The sequence below is a fragment of the Pseudomonas sp. LBUM1652 genome (assembly GCF_059716105.1).
This window is the reverse complement of record NZ_CP166804.1, coordinates 305,120-321,737: the sequence shown is the minus strand read 5'-3', so window position 1 is coordinate 321,737 and position 16,618 is coordinate 305,120. Positions and strand designations below refer to the sequence as shown.

At 59.7% G+C, this 16,618-nt stretch carries 13 protein-coding genes; 5 read left to right on the top strand and 8 right to left on the bottom strand.

The window, feature by feature from the left end:
- Positions 1 to 76: 76 nt before the first annotated feature.
- From ACA069_RS01410 to ACA069_RS01400, 3 genes are all read right to left on the bottom strand, one after another.
- The gene (locus ACA069_RS01410) at positions 77 to 823 is read right to left on the bottom strand and encodes a 2OG-Fe dioxygenase family protein (protein ID WP_489879678.1); all 747 of its coding nucleotides are present in this window, start codon (positions 821 to 823) and stop codon (positions 77 to 79) included.
- A 232-nt stretch (positions 824 to 1,055) separates the two neighbouring features.
- Positions 1,056 to 2,360 (bottom strand): OprD family porin, encoded by a 1,305-nt coding sequence (locus ACA069_RS01405; RefSeq protein ID WP_401267709.1) that lies wholly within the window; start codon positions 2,358 to 2,360, stop codon positions 1,056 to 1,058.
- Between the two features lie 297 nt (positions 2,361 to 2,657).
- Complete coding sequence (locus ACA069_RS01400) at positions 2,658 to 3,326, bottom strand: DsbA family protein (protein ID WP_497615997.1); 669 nt, start codon at positions 3,324 to 3,326, stop codon at positions 2,658 to 2,660.
- Between the two features lie 256 nt (positions 3,327 to 3,582).
- Here ACA069_RS01400 and ACA069_RS01395 point away from each other — a divergent pair, with 256 nt between their 5' ends.
- The gene (locus ACA069_RS01395; protein WP_497615996.1) at positions 3,583 to 5,676 is read left to right on the top strand and encodes a TonB-dependent receptor; all 2,094 of its coding nucleotides are present in this window, start codon (positions 3,583 to 3,585) and stop codon (positions 5,674 to 5,676) included.
- Positions 5,677 to 5,757: 81 nt separating this feature from the next.
- Here ACA069_RS01395 and ACA069_RS01390 read toward each other — a convergent pair whose 3' ends face one another.
- From ACA069_RS01390 to ACA069_RS01375, 4 genes are all read right to left on the bottom strand, one after another.
- Positions 5,758 to 5,970, bottom strand: a complete 213-nt coding sequence (locus ACA069_RS01390; RefSeq protein ID WP_187678913.1) for a hypothetical protein — start codon at positions 5,968 to 5,970, stop codon at positions 5,758 to 5,760.
- A gap of 245 nt (positions 5,971 to 6,215) precedes the next feature.
- Positions 6,216 to 7,322 carry an agmatine deiminase gene (gene aguA, locus ACA069_RS01385; RefSeq protein ID WP_497615995.1) on the bottom strand — a complete coding sequence of 369 codons (1,107 nt, stop codon included), beginning with the start codon at positions 7,320 to 7,322 and terminating at the stop codon, positions 6,216 to 6,218.
- A gap of 5 nt (positions 7,323 to 7,327) precedes the next feature.
- Complete coding sequence (aguB, locus tag ACA069_RS01380; protein WP_401267699.1) at positions 7,328 to 8,206, bottom strand: N-carbamoylputrescine amidase; 879 nt, start codon at positions 8,204 to 8,206, stop codon at positions 7,328 to 7,330.
- Positions 8,207 to 8,419: 213 nt separating this feature from the next.
- A complete protein-coding gene (locus tag ACA069_RS01375; RefSeq protein WP_497615993.1) occupies positions 8,420 to 11,332 on the bottom strand; it encodes an aminotransferase in 2,913 nt (970 codons plus the stop codon).
- A gap of 147 nt (positions 11,333 to 11,479) precedes the next feature.
- Between ACA069_RS01375 and rfbC the strand changes: the two genes are divergently transcribed.
- The 4 genes from rfbC to ACA069_RS01355 are packed head-to-tail and all read left to right on the top strand — an operon-like array spanning position 11,480 to position 15,710.
- A complete protein-coding gene (gene rfbC / locus ACA069_RS01370) occupies positions 11,480 to 12,025 on the top strand; it encodes a dTDP-4-dehydrorhamnose 3,5-epimerase (RefSeq protein ID WP_489879671.1) in 546 nt (181 codons plus the stop codon).
- 42 nt (positions 12,026 to 12,067) lie between these two features.
- Positions 12,068 to 13,876, top strand: coding sequence for a sensor histidine kinase (locus tag ACA069_RS01365; RefSeq protein WP_187678917.1), 1,809 nt, complete (start codon positions 12,068 to 12,070; stop codon positions 13,874 to 13,876).
- Complete coding sequence (locus ACA069_RS01360) at positions 13,873 to 15,258, top strand: sigma-54-dependent transcriptional regulator (protein WP_401267692.1); 1,386 nt, start codon at positions 13,873 to 13,875, stop codon at positions 15,256 to 15,258. The genes ACA069_RS01365 and ACA069_RS01360 overlap by 4 nt, the downstream gene beginning before the upstream one ends.
- On the top strand, positions 15,255 to 15,710 hold the full coding sequence (locus ACA069_RS01355) for a YiiD C-terminal domain-containing protein (RefSeq protein ID WP_401267690.1): 456 nt from the start codon (positions 15,255 to 15,257) through the stop codon (positions 15,708 to 15,710). Before ACA069_RS01360 ends, ACA069_RS01355 begins: the two co-directional genes overlap by 4 nt.
- A gap of 73 nt (positions 15,711 to 15,783) precedes the next feature.
- Here ACA069_RS01355 and cysQ read toward each other — a convergent pair whose 3' ends face one another.
- Positions 15,784 to 16,611: a 3'(2'),5'-bisphosphate nucleotidase CysQ gene (cysQ, locus tag ACA069_RS01350; protein ID WP_497618177.1), complete on the bottom strand. Its 828-nt coding sequence runs from the start codon at positions 16,609 to 16,611 to the stop codon at positions 15,784 to 15,786.
- Between the last annotated feature and the right edge of the window lie 7 nt (positions 16,612 to 16,618).

Sequence of the window (16,618 nt, the reverse complement as noted above, 5' to 3'; positions counted from 1 at the left end):
CTGCGCATCCTTGGCCGTGGCGCGGCGCAGCACCACCGGCGTCGAGCACTCGACGCCGTCGATTGGGGTGATCTGATTAGCGAACAATGTCGAAAGCGGTCCCGGGCCGCGAGAAGGAAATCGCCAGAATCTGCCGGTACGCCATGGCATGGGTGTGCGTATTGCGCGCCGGGGTCACGTAGTGACGCATGTCACGATCGAGGAAGTAGGTGGTGTCGAGAATCTCCTGGTAGGTGGTCGACGCCAATTGATGCTCGTGGATATCGTACAAACGACTCTCGGCACCCTCGACATTGTTTCGGCCCCAGAAGTGCACACCGCTGAACGGGTAGCCGTCGCAGTGAATTCCTTCAGGTGTGATCTCAAGCTGTTTGCCCGGTTTGATCTCGATGCGGATCTGGTGGATCTGGCACTGCCAGATTTCATCGTGCAATTCTTCCGGCAACACGCTTTTGTACACTTCAAAATCGGTGTCGATGAGGCTGCGCATCACCGGCGACTTGATGACTTCATCGGAGAAGTCCTGGAAGTGCCGCACAAGGCCGCCCACATAGGCGTTGTTTTCCTTGGATTGCACATACGCGCGATGTTCGAGTTGCTTCAGTTCGCGTGTCTTCGGGTTGTACTCAAAGTCGCTGTAACGACGGTAACGCATGCCGGCTTCGGCCTGACCGTAGTAGCTATCAGGCTCCATGTTTTCCCAACTTTTGGTCAGTCTGACGAAGTCGGCAAAATGACCGTAGAGATTGAAGTCACCACCCTGGACGTTGACATATTTGTCGCGCCGTAGCGATTCGCCCACTTCTCTGTTCAAAACGATCATTACCAAATTCTCCGCTGCGTTGAGCGGCCTAATCTATTAGGTGGAGAATTTGCGTCCATGAGAAAGAATTTCAGGCATTTAAAGGCCTGTTTGAAACGGCGTTTGAAGCGACTTAAAAACAACTTTTACATGACAAAAACACGGGTTTTTTCGGGTTTTCACTGAAAAATCGACGAAAAAAAATCCCGAACCAGTCGGGATTTTTCTCATATCTGTTACACCTGATCGAGCATCAGAAGATGTTGATCGGGTAATCCACAAACACGCGCAGCTCGTTGCCGCTGACGTTGTATTCGCTGGATTTCTGCGAAACACGCAGGATCGAGCTGCGCAGTTTCACGCTCAGGTCTTTGGCCGGGCCGCTTTGCACGACGTACTTGAACTGGTTGAAGATTTCGCGCTCGGTGCCGCCTTCGCTGGTGGAGGTGGTGATGTTGTCGCCACGCACGTAAGCGAAGTTGTAGCTCAGACCCGGTACGCCGAATGTACTGAAGTCCAGGCCGTAGCCCAGCTGCCAGCTGCGTTCGTCTTCAGCGTTGAAGTCCGACCAGTAGGAGTTGGCCAGGTAGATGCTGTTGCCACCGTCGCCGAAACGGTGTTGATCTTTCTGATAGCCGCCGTAGGCGTAGCCCAGGTTGCTGTCACCGGTGGAACGCTGATGCGCCACGGTGAACGAGTGCGGGCCAGTGGCGAAGGTGGCTGCCAGACTCCAGATCTTATTGTCGCGACCGGTCACGATGCTTTCGCCCGGAATGGTGTTTTCGCGAACGTAGGCGCTGTCGAGCTTGGTGCGGTAGCCGTTGAAGTCCAGGGTCAGGGACTGATCCTTGTCAATCGGGAACACGTAGTTGGCGTTGACGTATTGCTTCTTCAGGACGTCTTCGACGTCGGAAGCGTACAGCGCAGCCTTGAACTGTTCGGTGAACTGGTAGCTACCGCCGATCACGTTGATTGACTTCAGACCACCGCTGTCACGACCTTCATCGCTTTTGCGCGATTCGGCGGTGAAACGACCGGCGTTCAGTTCCAGACCTTTGATCTCTTTGGAAGTGATCAAAGTGCCGGTGTAGCTTTCCGGCAGCAGACGCACGTTGTCGTAGCTCAGTACCGGCAAGGCCGGCATCTGGTCACCGTAGGTCAGCACAGTGTTGGAGAAGCGGAACTTGACCGCCGCGCCGCCCTTGGCCAGATCGTGGTTCGCGCGACCGTCATTTTCTTGCTTGAAGAAATCGATACCACCGGCGCCGCTGCGGCCCTTGCCGCCGTCCAGACGCAGTGCGTACAGACCGAAAGCGTCGACACCGACACCCACGGTGCCTTGGGTGAAACCGGAGGAGAACGTACCGATGGCCGCTTGGCCCCATTCGGCCTTGTCGTCGTTTCCGTCTTTGTAATCACGATTGATGTAGGCGTTGCGCAGCAGCACTTTCAGGCTGCTGTCTTCTACAAAACCCTTGGATTCGGCCTGGTCGTTAGCCATGGCCTGTGTGGCGCTCAACATCCCCAGAGCGATCAGGCTGATACGCTTGTTCAACATTTTATTTTCCTTATTACGGGTTGAAACGCGCTGTGTCGAACGGCTGAAACGGCGCTGATGCACTCTTTTTTCACCCCGAAACAAAAAGGCCCGCCCACGACAAAGTCGTGGCGGGCCTTCTTATTATTTTTGAGTCATGGCGGTTGGCCACAGGCGTTGGGCCGAATCGTAGCCGCGCCTTGAACATTGTGTCAATTTCAAGAATCGTCTTTAAATAGGCAAAAATCGTCTAAGAAACGTAAATTTTGCGCTGACTCCTTGCACGGAAATGCCGGCAGGCAGTGAATCCGGCGCTTATCAGACACAGCCGTCAAGACCGCAAAGCGCTGCCGCTTCCCCAGCCCCATTAATGCCGATTGCCTGAGCCAACCAATCGGCAAAGGCCTGCGGTTTGCCCAGCCAGGCACTGATGTCGATCAAGGTGAACTGGCCGTCCTGCTCAAAGGCGAACGTCGGAAACCCCTGACCGCCAAGGCGCGCCAACAATGCGCGACTGGTTTTTACATGCAGCTCGGTATCAACGGATTTAAACGCGGCCCGGAAAGTTTCCTCGGCGTAGCCCATCTGATCCGCCAACAGCAAAAGTACGGATTCATCGGCGATCCGCCGCCCTTCTGCGTAGTGTGCGGTCTGCAACCGCCCGAGCATCTGCAGACCACGGTCATCGATTGCCTCGGCCGCCATGACGGCAGCAATGGGTGGCGTCGAGTCGAACACAGCCGTGTGATCGCGCAGCAAGCCTTCGAAATAGGCCTCGCCAAACGGCTGCCCGGTGTATTCAGCGATGCGCCGGTCGTGGGGCATGACGTAATTGCGTAATTGCGGGGAAACACGCTGGCGGTTGGCACCGCTCATCATCCCGCCGGCATGAGCGATTACCGGCAGCACTTGCTGCGCGGCCTGTACCAGCGGTTTGGCGCCATAACACCAGCCGCACAGCGGGTCATAGATGTAATGAAGGATCATCGGAAAACTCCGGCCTGAAAGTGGGAAAAATCAATGCCGGCAGACTAGTCCTCGGGGCGTGGGGGAAAAACGCTGGAATGGCTTTCAGACTGTTTCGTGAATCGGTCGAATTGCCTGAACGGTCAGATTGTGTCCAGATCGACACAAATTGAAACAATCAGACAAGGGAACTTTTAAGGAATAATTAACGGGAGCAAATGAAAAGCATTACCATTCGCACGCTCGAATTCTTCCACCCTTTCGGATGCGCTTTTCAATGCCTGCCCCGTTCCGTCTTACGCCCGTCACCCTTGGGCTTTCTGCTTTCCTGTCCAGCGGTTTTGCCTGGTCGGCCACTGAGTTGCCCGCCACCGCCATCAGCGCCGAAGCGCAAGCCGATGACCCGCGCGTCAAAGTCAGTAATACCGCGACCCGCACCTCGACCCCGGTGCGTTATGTGCCGCAGGCCATTGATTCGATCAAGACGTCGAACGTCGCCGACTACGGCACCAATGATATCGGCGATGCCCTGAGTGGCATGCCCAACGTCAGCAGCAGCGCCGACACCCGCTTCGACAGCTTGCGCATTCGTGGCTTCGACGCCAGCAACGACTTTTATCTGGACGGCATCCGCGACGACAGCCAATACAAGCGCGACCTGCACAACATCGAGCGCGTCGAAGTGCTCAAAGGTCCGGCCGCCGTGCTGTATGGCCGTGGCAGTCAGGGCGGGATCGTCAATCGGGTGAGCAAAGCGCCTGAGGCCGGACGTCGCTCAACCATAGAAGCCCAGGCCGGCAGCGAAGATCTACGCAGCCTGTACGCCGATCTCAGCACCGACCCGAGCGAGAACATCAGCCTGCGCCTGAACATGGGCAATATGGATGAAAACAGCTTCCGCGACGGCGTCAGCGGCAACCGCCAACTTTTCGCACCGTCGATGAGCTGGCAACTGACGCCCGACCTGAACTGGCTGGTGCAGTACGAATACAGCCGTTACAACCGCACACCGGATCGCGGCATTCCTGGGGTAAACGGGCGCCCGGCGGATGTCGGCCGCGACACAACCTACGGCAATGATCACGATTTCATCGACGACAAGTCGCAATCCCTGCGCTCGAAACTCACCTACGAGATCAACGACAACTGGCAACTGCGCCAGACCCTCGGCGTGTTCAAGCTCGACAGTGATTTCGACAACACCTACCTCACCGGTTACACGCCTGCGACCAACAAGGTCACGCGTCAGCACTGGCAGCAGGATCTGAACACCCGCAACGTCTACAACAACCTCGAACTTGAAGGCGGTTTCGATACGTTCGGCCTTGAGCATCGCCTGCTGACCGGTGTCGAGATCGGCAGTCAGCGCCGCGATCCAAAACTGTATAACGCCGCCACCGGCAGAACACCGGGTGCGCAACCTGTGCCGTCGCTGGACCTGTTCAACCCCAACCGCGACCTGCGCCACACCGGCAGCATGCAGCTCAACAGCAGCAGCCACACCGAGGTCGAAAGCCGCGCGGTCTATGTTCAGGATCAACTGCGCCTGAACGATCAATGGCAACTGCTCGCCGGGTTGCGCTACGACACCTTTGATATCGAGTCGACCAACAAACTCAGGAACCTTTCCGAAGATCGCGACAGCCACAGCACCAGCCCGCGCGTGGGTCTGGTCTGGACGCCGCTGCAGAATCACTCCTTCTACGCCTCGTGGTCGAAAACTTTCTCGCCGGTGGGCGGAGGCCTGATCGGCATCACACCGGGCGCGGCCGGCAACACCAACGATCTGAGCCCCGAGCTGACCAAGCAGAAAGAAATCGGCGTGAAGAGTGACTGGCTCGATGACCGTTTGAGCACCACCCTGGCGATCTATGATCTTGAACTCTACAACCGCCGCACCACCGATCCGAATGATCCGACCCTGACCATCATGACCGGCGTACAGCGCTCACGCGGGATCGAGCTGACCGCCACCGGCAACATCGTCGGCAACTGGTACGTGCGCGGTGGCGTCGGTGTGCAGGATGCGAAGATCGAGAAGGACAACAACGGTCTGGAAGGCAAACGCATCAACAACGTTGCCAAACGCAACGGCAGCCTGTTCCTGACCTGGAAACCGGAAATGGGCTGGTACGGCGAAACCGGCCTGACTCTGGTTGGCCAGCGTTATGCCGATAACGCCAACACCACCGTGCTGCCGGGTTATGGCCGTTGGGATGCGCTGGTCGGTTATCGCTTCAAGGACTGGGATTTGCGCGCAGCGCTGAACAACATCAGCGATCGCGAGTATTACGACTCGGCGACGAGCCAATATCAAATCCAGCCGGGCGCGCCGCGTAGCGTCGTGATGACGGGCACCTATAGTTTTTAAAAGCAGGCTGCGATCTTTTCGATTTTGCATAAAAAAGCGCCGCCATCCCGGCAGCGCTTTTACCAATCCCTGTTGTTTTTCTTATCCCTGCATCACAGCCCACAACGCTTCCAGTTCGGCCTCGCTGAACAGGTCAGCGGGGTAGCGCTCGATCATCATCCGGCGCGGATCAGGTTCCCTGATCTGACGCGTTCCATTGGACTTCAAAAAGTGCGCGACAATCTGGAGCGATTCGCCTTTTACGGCCATGGGATGCAACGTCCGCTCGCTGACTACGTTCACTTCGGCGTTCATTTCAGCGCTCTCTCCCCGGTCATGAGCGGCTACGTTATCCAAGGTTTATGACAGAACTGTTGAAGTTCGCCTCCCTCCCTAGTGCCCTTTGTCCGATACAAGAGCTATGCCAAGGTTTCCGATTTGTCGACAAGCGGATACAAAGAAGCCCGCAGTCCAACCGGGCTGCGGGCTTCTTCAGGTACATCGCGCGCTAATCGTCGCCCGGCTGATTTATTAATCAACTCAGGCTGTTACGACTCAACTCACTCTTTGTGCGGCGCGGGTTGCTGCTGGGTAAGGCAGTGAATATTGCCGCCACCCAGTAACAGTTCGCGGCCCGGCACCATCACCACTTCGTGTTGCGGGAACAGGTTCTGCAGGATTTCCCGAGCCGGGGCGTCCATCGGATCGTCGAAGCTCGGTGCGATGATGCCGCCGTTGACGATCAGGAAATTCACGTAGGAACCGGCCAGGCGCACGCTCGGATTGCGCTCCTGAGTGCCATCCACCGGATCGACCCCGGCGCACTCTTCTTCGGTCGCGAACAACGGCCCCGGAATCGGCATTTTGTGCACCGTGAACGGGCGGCCCTTGGCATCGGTGCTGCTTTCCAGCACCTTCATCGCGGCCTGACAGCGTGGGTAGTTCGGATCCTGTGGATCATCGGTCCACGCCAACAGCACTTCGCCCGGACGCACGTAGCAGCAGAAGTTATCCACATGACCATCGGTTTCGTCGTTGAACAAACCGTCCGGCAGCCAGATGATTTTATCCACAGCCAGATTGGCGCTCAGCACTGCTTCGATTTCTTCGCGACTCAGGTGCGGGTTGCGATTGCGGTTGAGCAGGCATTCTTCAGTGGTGATCAGCGTGCCTTCGCCGTCGACGTGAATCGAACCACCCTCCAGCACAAAACCTTCGGTGCGATAACGCGGGCTGCGCTCGATCTCGAGGATCTTGCCGCCGACCTGCGAATCGCGGTTCCACGGCGAGTACAAGCCGCCGTCAAAGCCGCCCCAGGCGTTGAAGTCCCAGTTCACACCGCGCACTTCGCCGCTGTTATTGATGACGAACGTCGGGCCGCTGTCGCGAACCCAGGCGTCATCGCTGGACATCTCGACCACGCGGATATTCGGCACGTCGAGACGGGCGCGGGCGTTTTCGTATTGGCCGGCGGACACCGCAACGGTCACCGGTTCAAAACGGGCGATGGCCTTGGCCACCGCCGCGTGGGCTGCTTGTGCAGGTTTGCCGCCCAGGCGCCAGTTGTCCGGGCGCTCGGGCCAGATCATCCAGGTTTGCGTTTGGGGTGCCCACTCGGCCGGCATGTGGAAGCCGTCGGCGCGCGGGGTGCTTTTCAATGTGGTCATCGGGATCAGGACTCCAGGGAACCGTCGAGGGTTTTCAACGCGCCGTACAGATTCGGCCGGCGGTCACGGAATGAACCCCACGCGCTGCGAATATGTTCCAGCTCGTCGAGGTTGAAAGTGTGCACAAGAATACCTTCTTCGGTTTTATTCAGCTCCTGCACTTTTTCGCCGAACTGGTTGGCGATGAACGATGAGCCGTAGAACGTGATGTCGTAGCCGTCCTGTTCTTCGTTACCGATGCGGTTGCTGGCGATCAGCGGCATCAGGTTGGCGCCGGCATGACCCTGCTGCACGCGCTGCCAGTGATCGCGGGACGAAATGCTCTTGTCGTGCGGCTCGCTGCCGATGGCGGTCGGGTAGAACAGGATTTCCGCACCTTGCAGCGCCATCGCACGCGCCGCTTCCGGGAACCACTGATCCCAGCAGATGCCCACGCCGATTTTTGCGTAACGGGTATTCCAGACCTTGAAGCCGGTATCGCCCGGGTTGAAGTAATACTTTTCGTGGTAACCCGGACCATCCGGGATGTGGCTTTTACGATAAATCCCGAGGTTGCTGCCGTCGGCATCGATGATCGCGATGCTGTTGAAACGCGCACGACCGGCCAGCTCGTAGAAGCTGATCGGCAGCACCACTTGCAGCTCTTTGGCGATTTTCTGGAAATGTTTGATCGCGACGTTTTCTTCCACCGTAGTGGCCAGTTGCAGATAGTCCGGGTTCGGCTTCTGGCAAAAGTACGGCGCTTCGAACAGCTCCTGGATCAGGATGATCTGCGCGCCTTTTGCGGCAGCTTCGCGCACCAGTCTTTCGGCGGTTTCGAGGTTGGCTTCCAGATCCCACGAACAGGCCATCTGCGTGGCGGCGACGGTAACGATACGGCTCATGAATCATCTCCGGGCAAGTGCTTTGACGGTCGAGGATTCGACCGAAGAGAAAAAACGCGCGCACCGGACAAAAAATCGCCATGCCGGAGCAATGGCGACTTTATAACCGATAAATATCGGCCCTAAAAGCTACATACCAACCTTTCATCTAAAAATAATCACAAATAGCCGATATAAATCTGCTTTTTGTAGGCGCGGTTGGGAATCCGTGGCTTACAGGCCTTCGGTAAGCACCCGATCCAGCATGTCGACAAAGAAATCCACACTGCGCCGCGAGGTCACCATCGGCGGTTTGATCTTGAGGATGTTCAGGTCATCGCCGGTCGGTTGCATGAAAATCCCCAGCTCGCGCAGGCGATCGCACAGCGATGTGGTCTCTTCAGTCGCCGGTTCCAGTGTGTCGCGGTTGCGGATCAGTTCCACACCGAGATAAAAACCGGAGCCGTGCACCGCGCCCACCAGCGGATGTTTATCGATCAACGCTTCGAGCCGCGCCTTGAAGTGGCCGCCGACCACTTGGGCGTTCTCCCAGAGTTTTTCTTCTTCCATCACATCCAGCACGGCCATGCCGATCTGGCAGCTCACAGGACTGCCGCCGGCCGACGAGAAGAAGTAACCCTCAGCCTCCAGCGCCTCGGCGATTTCCCGGCGAGTAATGACCGCACCGAGTGGCTGGCCGTTGCCCATGCCTTTGGCCATGACAATGATGTCCGGCACCACACCTTGTTCTTCGAAGCCCCAGAAGAAATGGCCCATGCGCCCGTAACCGACCTGCACTTCATCGGCGATGCACACACCGCCCTGCGCGCGGACCAACGCATACACCTGCTTCAAGTAACCGGGTGGCAGCGAGATGCCACCGGCATTGCCATACACCGGTTCGCAGATAAACCCGGCCAGTTGACGCTTCTGCTCAGCGATTTTCGCCAGATGATGCTCGACGCTGCGCACATAGTCCGGCGCCGAATCGAGGCCACGGAATTCGCCACGATAAATGTTCGGCGCGATCACCGGATGCACCCAGTCCGGACGGCTTTCAAGGGCTTTCGGGTTGTCGGCAATCGAGGTCGACACCGCATCGGCACCGATCGTCCAGCCGTGATAAGCCTCCAACACGCTGACCATGTCGCGACCGCCGCTGTAGGCCCACGCCAGACGGATCGCCAGGTCATTAGCCTCGCTGCCGCTGTTGACCAGAAACACCCGATCCATGCCTTCCGGCGCCAGTTTCAGCAAGCGCTCGGAGAACTCGGCCACCGCCGCATAGTTGAAGCGTGAGTTGGTGTTGAGCAGCGACCACTGGCGAGCAGCGACCGCCGCCATGCGCGGATGACCGTGACCGAGCACCGCCACGTTGTTGAGCATGTCGAGGTAGGAACGGCCCTGCATGTCGATCAGGTGATTGCGCCAGCCGCGCTCGATGCGCGGCGGATCAACGTAATAGTGTTTTTGCGTGCGGGCAAAACTGGCGTCGCGGCGCTCAAGCAAGGTCTTCGAATCCAGCTCCTGCTCGGCATCGCAGGCCAATCCAAGCAAAGCTGCCGGTGACGGACACAGCGCCTGCCACGCGGCCGCACGGGACGGCGTACAGAACAGCGGCGCATCCCATTGCGCGCCGCGACTCAGTTGTACGATCAACGGCCCGCTGACCGAACCCAGCACCTGACCTTTGACCAGCGCCGCCCCGCTTTGCAGCGATGGCGTCACGCCCCACAAACGTACGCTGAGCTGTGGGCCGTCCAGTTGCAGCGCACCCTCTGGGCGCTGATGAACCACACCGGCAAACGGCGACTCCACAGGCGTGCCATTGGGCACGCGCAATTCGACGTGCAGCGGGAAGGTGTCCGGCTCAGCGGCACTGTCCGGTTGAGTACGCGACAAACGGTATTGGCCATAACGACTCGCCGCCAGACCATGCGCGGCAGCCGCTTCATTCAACAATCGCTGGTCGATGCCCTCCTGCTCCCAGTTGCCCGCCTCGAAATGCGGACTGAGAACGCCGAGGTCGATCAGAGCAAATTCACGCCCGACCAGACTTGGCAGCAACGGCGCAAAGTCTTCGCCGTTGATCGCCGCCAAGGGTTGCCCGACCGCGCTGAGGATCGCCGCTTCCATCAACGCCAGCGGCACCGATGTCGCAACGCGGAAGATTTCCCACTCGTGGGTGAGGTTGTCGCGGCTGTAGGTATTGGCGGGATCGATACTGACCTGCTGCTCGCCACTGAGCACCAGCACCGCCGCCCGGGCGACGATCAGTGGCCACAGGGCTTGCAGTTCTTCGTGTTGCAGCGGATTGACGGCGTGATAAGCCTGAACCGCCGGCAGAATCACAAACGGATCGCCGTCGGCGTGATGCAGCAATGCGGCGCATGTCACCGACAGATCGGTAATGCGCCAGGTGCGGATCAGGTCGCCGAAATCGATCACACCCTGCAATTGCCAATGGCGCTGTGCGTCGCGCTGCCAGACGGCGTTGTCGTCAGTGATGTCCATGTGAATCGCCTGCACCGGCAGTTTGTCCACCAGTGGCTGCAAGCGGCGCTCGGCCTGCTCGGCGGCGTCGGCGATCAATGCGCGCTGCTGGTCGTCCTTGATCACTGGCAGCAAATGACTGATCAGTGCGCTGGCATGGCGCGCGTCCCATTGCAATGTGCGCTCAAGGCCCGGGTGGTCAAACCCGGCCAGTGCCAGGTCCATCTCACCGCAGAGCCGGCCAAACCCGGCCACCACGTCATGGCCCAAGTGATCGAGATGGGTCAGCGGCTGACCTTCGATGTAATCGAGTAGCCGCACATGTACCGCCTCGCCATCGACTTGCAGCGTCAGCAGGTCCTGACCGTTATTGGCGGCAATCACCCGCGGCACATTTACTGTGCAGTGTTCGGCCAGATACTTGAGGCCGGCATGCTGGGCCTGCAACTCGACAAGGGCGTAATCGCCACGGCAGATTTTCAGCACAAACCGCCCGCGCTCACTGTCTACGCGATAGTTAAGATCTTGCTGACTGCCGAGGGCCTGTAACGTGCCGCCGAGCCCGTAATGTTCGGCGAGCCATTGCAAGGCCTGCGCCTCTGAAACCTGCGGGCTGGGCAAACTGGCGCGATGAATCAACGTGGCGAGCGGCATGAAACGACCCCTGAAATTTTATTAGGCGCTTATATCGCCACTGCTTCGGAGGATGCGCAACCCCTGATCGTGGTTATTCGAGCGCTCGCATCCACCGGCACTTTGCGCAAGAATGTCGGCCATTCACACCTGCCTATGGAAAACCTCATGGATGTAATCACCACCGACCTGCCCGGTGTTCTGATCATCGAACCCAAGGTGTTCGGTGACGAGCGCGGTTTCTTCTACGAGAGTTTCAACGCCAAGGCATTCCAGGACGCGACCGGCCTGGACACCCAATTCGTTCAGGACAACCATTCGCGCTCGCAAAAAGGCGTGCTGCGTGGCCTGCATTACCAGTTGGAAAACACCCAGGGCAAGCTGGTGCGCGTCACGGTCGGTGAAGTGCTTGATGTGGCTGTGGACATTCGCCGCAGCTCGCCGCACTTCGGCAAGTCGGTGGCGGTGCGCCTGTCGGCTGAAAACCATCGTCAACTGTGGGTACCGAAAGGTTTCGCCCATGGCTTCGTAGTGCTGAGCGAGTTCGCCGAGTTCCTCTACAAGACCACCAACTACTACGACCCATCGTCCGAGCGCAGCATTCGCTGGGACGACCCTGCTCTGGGTATCGACTGGCAATTGGACGAAGCGCCGAAACTCTCGGCGAAGGATCAAGCTGCAGCGTTGCTCAAGGACGCTGACGTCTTTTCCTGAGGCCGGGCATAATGCGCCTGTTCCCTCAGGCGCATCCGGCTCATGAAACCATCCCTTCCCCGCAGACCCCGCTGGCGCAGCCTTGCCCTTCTGGCCCTGTGTCTGGCGCCTTTACTGTGGCCGTTGGAACATCTGGCCGAGCGCTATTACCGCAGCGAACTGGCCGGACAGAATCGCCAGACCCTCGACCTCTACGTCGCCAACCTGCTGGGCACCCTGCACCGCTATGAAGTGTTGCCGCAGATCCTCGGCGACCTGCCGGCCCTGCGTACCGTGCTTGGAGCGCCAGACGATGGTGTTACCCAAGGCAATGCCAACCGTCTGCTGAAAAACATCGCCGCACAGACTGGCGCCGAAGTCATGTACCTGATGGACACCACCGGGAAAACACTCGCGGCGTCGAACTGGGACAAACACGATAGCTTCGTGGGCCGCAATTTCTCCTTCCGCCCTTATTTCAGCGAAGCCATGGCCGGGCGTCTCGGGCGCTTTTTCGGTCTTGGAACGACGTCGGCCAAGCGCGGCTACTTCTTCGCCGCTGCGGTGCGTAATGGTGAAAAGATCACTGGCGTGCTGGTGATCAAAGTCGATCTCGACCACACCGAAAGTCTCTGGGGCAAAACCCCGGAACAACTGCTGGTGACCGACCATAACGGTGTGGTCATCCTCACCTCGCGTCCTGAATGGCGCTTCCGCTCGACCCGCGTCTTGAGCGATACCGAGCGCGCAGCGATCACCGCAATCCAGCCCTACCCGACCCGTGAACCGCGTCCGCTGAACCTCAGCCCCGATGCCTGGCTGACACAAACCCACGACATCGCCGAAACCGGCTGGAGCGTCAGCATTCTTGCGCCGCGCACGCTGATCGACCGCCCGGTGCGTACGGTAGTCGCCATCGGTGGCGCCACGCTATTGGTTATGATGCTGCTTCTCGGCCTGATGATGCAGCGCCGCCGCCACTATCTGGAGCGCATCGCGTTTGAAGCCAAGGCCCGTCGTGAACTGGAAGGCCGCGTCGCCGAGCGCACCAGCGACCTCGAAGGCCTCAACCGCCGCTTGAAACAGGAAGTGCTGGAGCGCGAACAGGCGCAACAAGAACTGGTTCGTGCTCAGGATGATCTGGTGCAGGCCGGCAAACTGTCGGCGCTGGGGACCATGTCGGCAAGCATCAGCCACGAACTCAATCAGCCGCTGGCGGCGATCCGCAGCTACGCGGAGAACGCTGAAGTGCTTCTCGACCATGAGCGGACTGACGACGCGCGCGGCAACCTCAAACTGATCAGCGAACTGACCGGGCGCATGGCGTCGATCATCGCCCACCTGCGTGCGTTCGCCCGCCGCGATCGCCACGCCCCGGAAAGCGTCGCCCTGCAACCGGCGCTGGACGATGCTCTGGCCTTGCTGGCCAAGCGTCGGCGCAGCATGGAAGTCGAGCTGATCCGCGACCTGCCCGCCGCCACCCTGTGGGTCGAAGCCGGGGAAACCCGCCTGCGCCAGGTACTCGGCAACCTGCTGGCCAACGCCCTCGACGCCCTCACCGAAAAGGGCCCGCCGCGCAAATTGTGGCTGAGTGCCGAATCCACTGCCGAAGGCGTCAATCTGTACATTCGCGACAACGGCCCGGGGTTCTGTATGGAAGCCCTCGGTCGCGCCAGCGAGCCCTTCTACACCACCAAGACCCGTACTCAAGGTCTTGGTCTGGGTTTGGCGATCTGTGAAACCCTGATGCGCGCCTTCGGTGGTGAACTGTCGTTCTCCAACCACAAACAAGGTGGCGCCTTGATCACCCTGCGGCTGCGCGCCGGCGCGCCCGGGGTCAGCCTGCAACCGTCCGAGGATCGAAGTGCATGACCATCGACAATCGCATTCAGGTGGTGTTGATCGACGACGATCCGCACCTGCGTCAGGCCCTCGGCCAGACCCTGGATCTGGCTGGCCTGAAAATCCTCCCGCTGTCTGAAGCCAAAGGGCTGGCAGCGCAACTGGAGCGCGACTGGCCGGGTGTGGTGGTCAGCGACATCCGCATGCCGGGCATGGACGGTCTCGAATTGCTGAGCGAGTTGCACGCCCAGGATCCCGAGCTGCCAGTGCTGCTGATCACCGGCCACGGCGATGTGCCGCTGGCCGTGCAGGCGATGCGTGCCGGGGCTTATGACTTCCTCGAAAAACCGTTCGCCAGCGACGCCCTGCTCGACAGCGTGCGCCGCGCCCTGGCCGTGCGCCGACTGGTGCTGGACAACCGCAGTCTGCGTCTGGCCCTCAGCGATCGCAATGAACTGAGCGCGCGTCTGGTCGGCCACTCGACACCGATGCTGCGCCTGCGCGAGCAGATCGGCGCGTTGGCGGCGACCAAGGCTGATGTGTTGATCCTTGGCGAAACCGGCGCGGGCAAAGAAGTCGTCGCTCGGGCATTGCATGATCTATCGAGCCGCCGCAACGGCCCGTTCGTGGCGATCAATGCCGGGGCGCTGGCTGAATCAGTCGTGGAAAGTGAACTGTTCGGTCATGAGCCGGGCGCGTTCACTGGCGCGCAAAAACGCCGGATCGGCAAGTTCGAATTCGCCAATGGCGGTACGTTGTTCCTCGATGAAATCGAAAGCATGAGCATGGACGTGCAGGTGAAGTTGCTGCGCATGCTGCAGGAGCGCGTCGTTGAACGTTTGGGCGGCAATCAGCTGATTCCGCTGGATATCCGTGTGATCGCGGCGACCAAGGAAGATCTGCGCCAGGCCGCTGATCAGGGCCGCTTCCGTGCCGACTTGTATTACCGTCTCAACGTCGCGCCATTACGCATTCCCCCGCTGCGCGAACGTGGCGAAGATGCGCTGGTGCTCTTCCAGCACTACGCCGATGAAGCCAGCGCCCGCCACGGCTTGCCGCCGCACGAACTGCAACCGGCACAACGTGCCCTGCTGCTACGCCACACTTGGCCTGGCAACGTGCGCGAGTTGCAGAACGCGGCAGAACGTTTCGCCCTTGGCCTGGAACTGGCGCTGGATAACACCGGCACCGAAGGGGGTGGCGCGACCGTGGAAGTCATCGCCGGCGGCCTTAGCGAGCAAGTGGAAAACTTCGAGAAGTCGCTGATCGCCGCCGAACTGTCGCGCTCCCACAGCTCCGTGCGCAGCCTTGCCGAAGCGCTGGGCATTCCGCGCAAGACGCTGCACGACAAACTGCGCAAGCACGGCTTGAGCTTTGCCGACAGCGGCGCCCACGGAGATGAAGCCGAATGAACAGCGACAGTCGCTATCTGGAATCGGTCCTGCATCACGACATTCCCCTGACTCAGGCGATGGGCCTCAAAGTGCTCGACTGGCAGGCGCAGCAGCTGAGTCTGCACTTGCCGCTGGATGCCAACGTCAACCACAAAAGCACCATGTTCGGCGGCAGTCTCTACTGCGGGGCAGTGCTGGCCGGTTGGGGCTGGCTGCATTTGCGCCTTAAGGAAGAAGGGATCGAGGACGGGCACATCGTGATTCAGGAGGGGCAGATCAGTTATCCCCTGCCAGTGACGGGAGATGCCACGGCGATTTGCCCGGCGCCGGAGGCGGCGGTGTGGAAGAAGTTTCTGGCGATGTATCAGCGTTATGGACGGGCGCGGTTGACGTTGAATACGCGGATCGTCAATTCCGGGAATGATGAGGACGCCGTGACGTTTAGCGGGCAGTACGTTTTGCATCGTTAAAGCAAAGATCGCAGCCTGCGGCAGTTCCTACAGGTTTATCCATGTAGCTGCCGCAGGCTGCGATCTTTTGATCTTAACCGCGGGCCAACTCCAACAACCTCGCTCGCCACGCTGCCTTCGCCGGCAGCGCCAAAAAGAACTCGTTCAGCAACGATTCCCGCGCCGGATAGCAGAACGCGTCACCGCGCAAATCCAGCACCTCACCGCCCGCGCCTTCCAGCACACCCTGCGCCGCCGCCGTGTCCCACTGCGAAGTCGGTGCCAGTCGCGGATAACAATCCGCCGCACCTTCAGCCAGCAGGCAGAACTTCAACGAACTGCCGATATTGGCCAATTGCAGCTCACCCAGACTGGCGCTGAGTCCTGCGAGCAAGCGCTCCTGCTCGGGGCTGGAATGCCGACGACTGGCAACCACGGTGAACGCTTCGCCCGGCGCCGGTACGTCGCGCACCTGAATCGAAACCAGTGTGCCGCCCTTGTCACAGCGCCACGCGCCCAACCCGTTACCACCGACGTAATAACGACCGTTGGTCGGCATCGACACCACACCAAACACCACTCGGCCGTTTTCGATCAGGGCGATGTTGACGGTGAACTCCTCACTGCCACTGATGAACTCCTTGGTACCGTCCAGCGGATCCACCAGCCACCAGCGCTGCCAGCCGGCGCGCACGCTTTGCGGGATATCGGCATCCTCTTCGGACAGCACCGGAATGCTCGAATCCAGCGCCGTCAGACCCGCAACGATCAGGTGATGCGCGGCCAGGTCCGCAGCGGTCACCGGCGAGTCATCGGACTTGGCCGTGACTTCAACGCCTGCGCGCCAGAACGGCAAAATCGCTTCGCCTGCCTGCAATGCCAACTCGATCACTGGCGCCATCAACGGGTGCGGGAAATTCATCAAACGC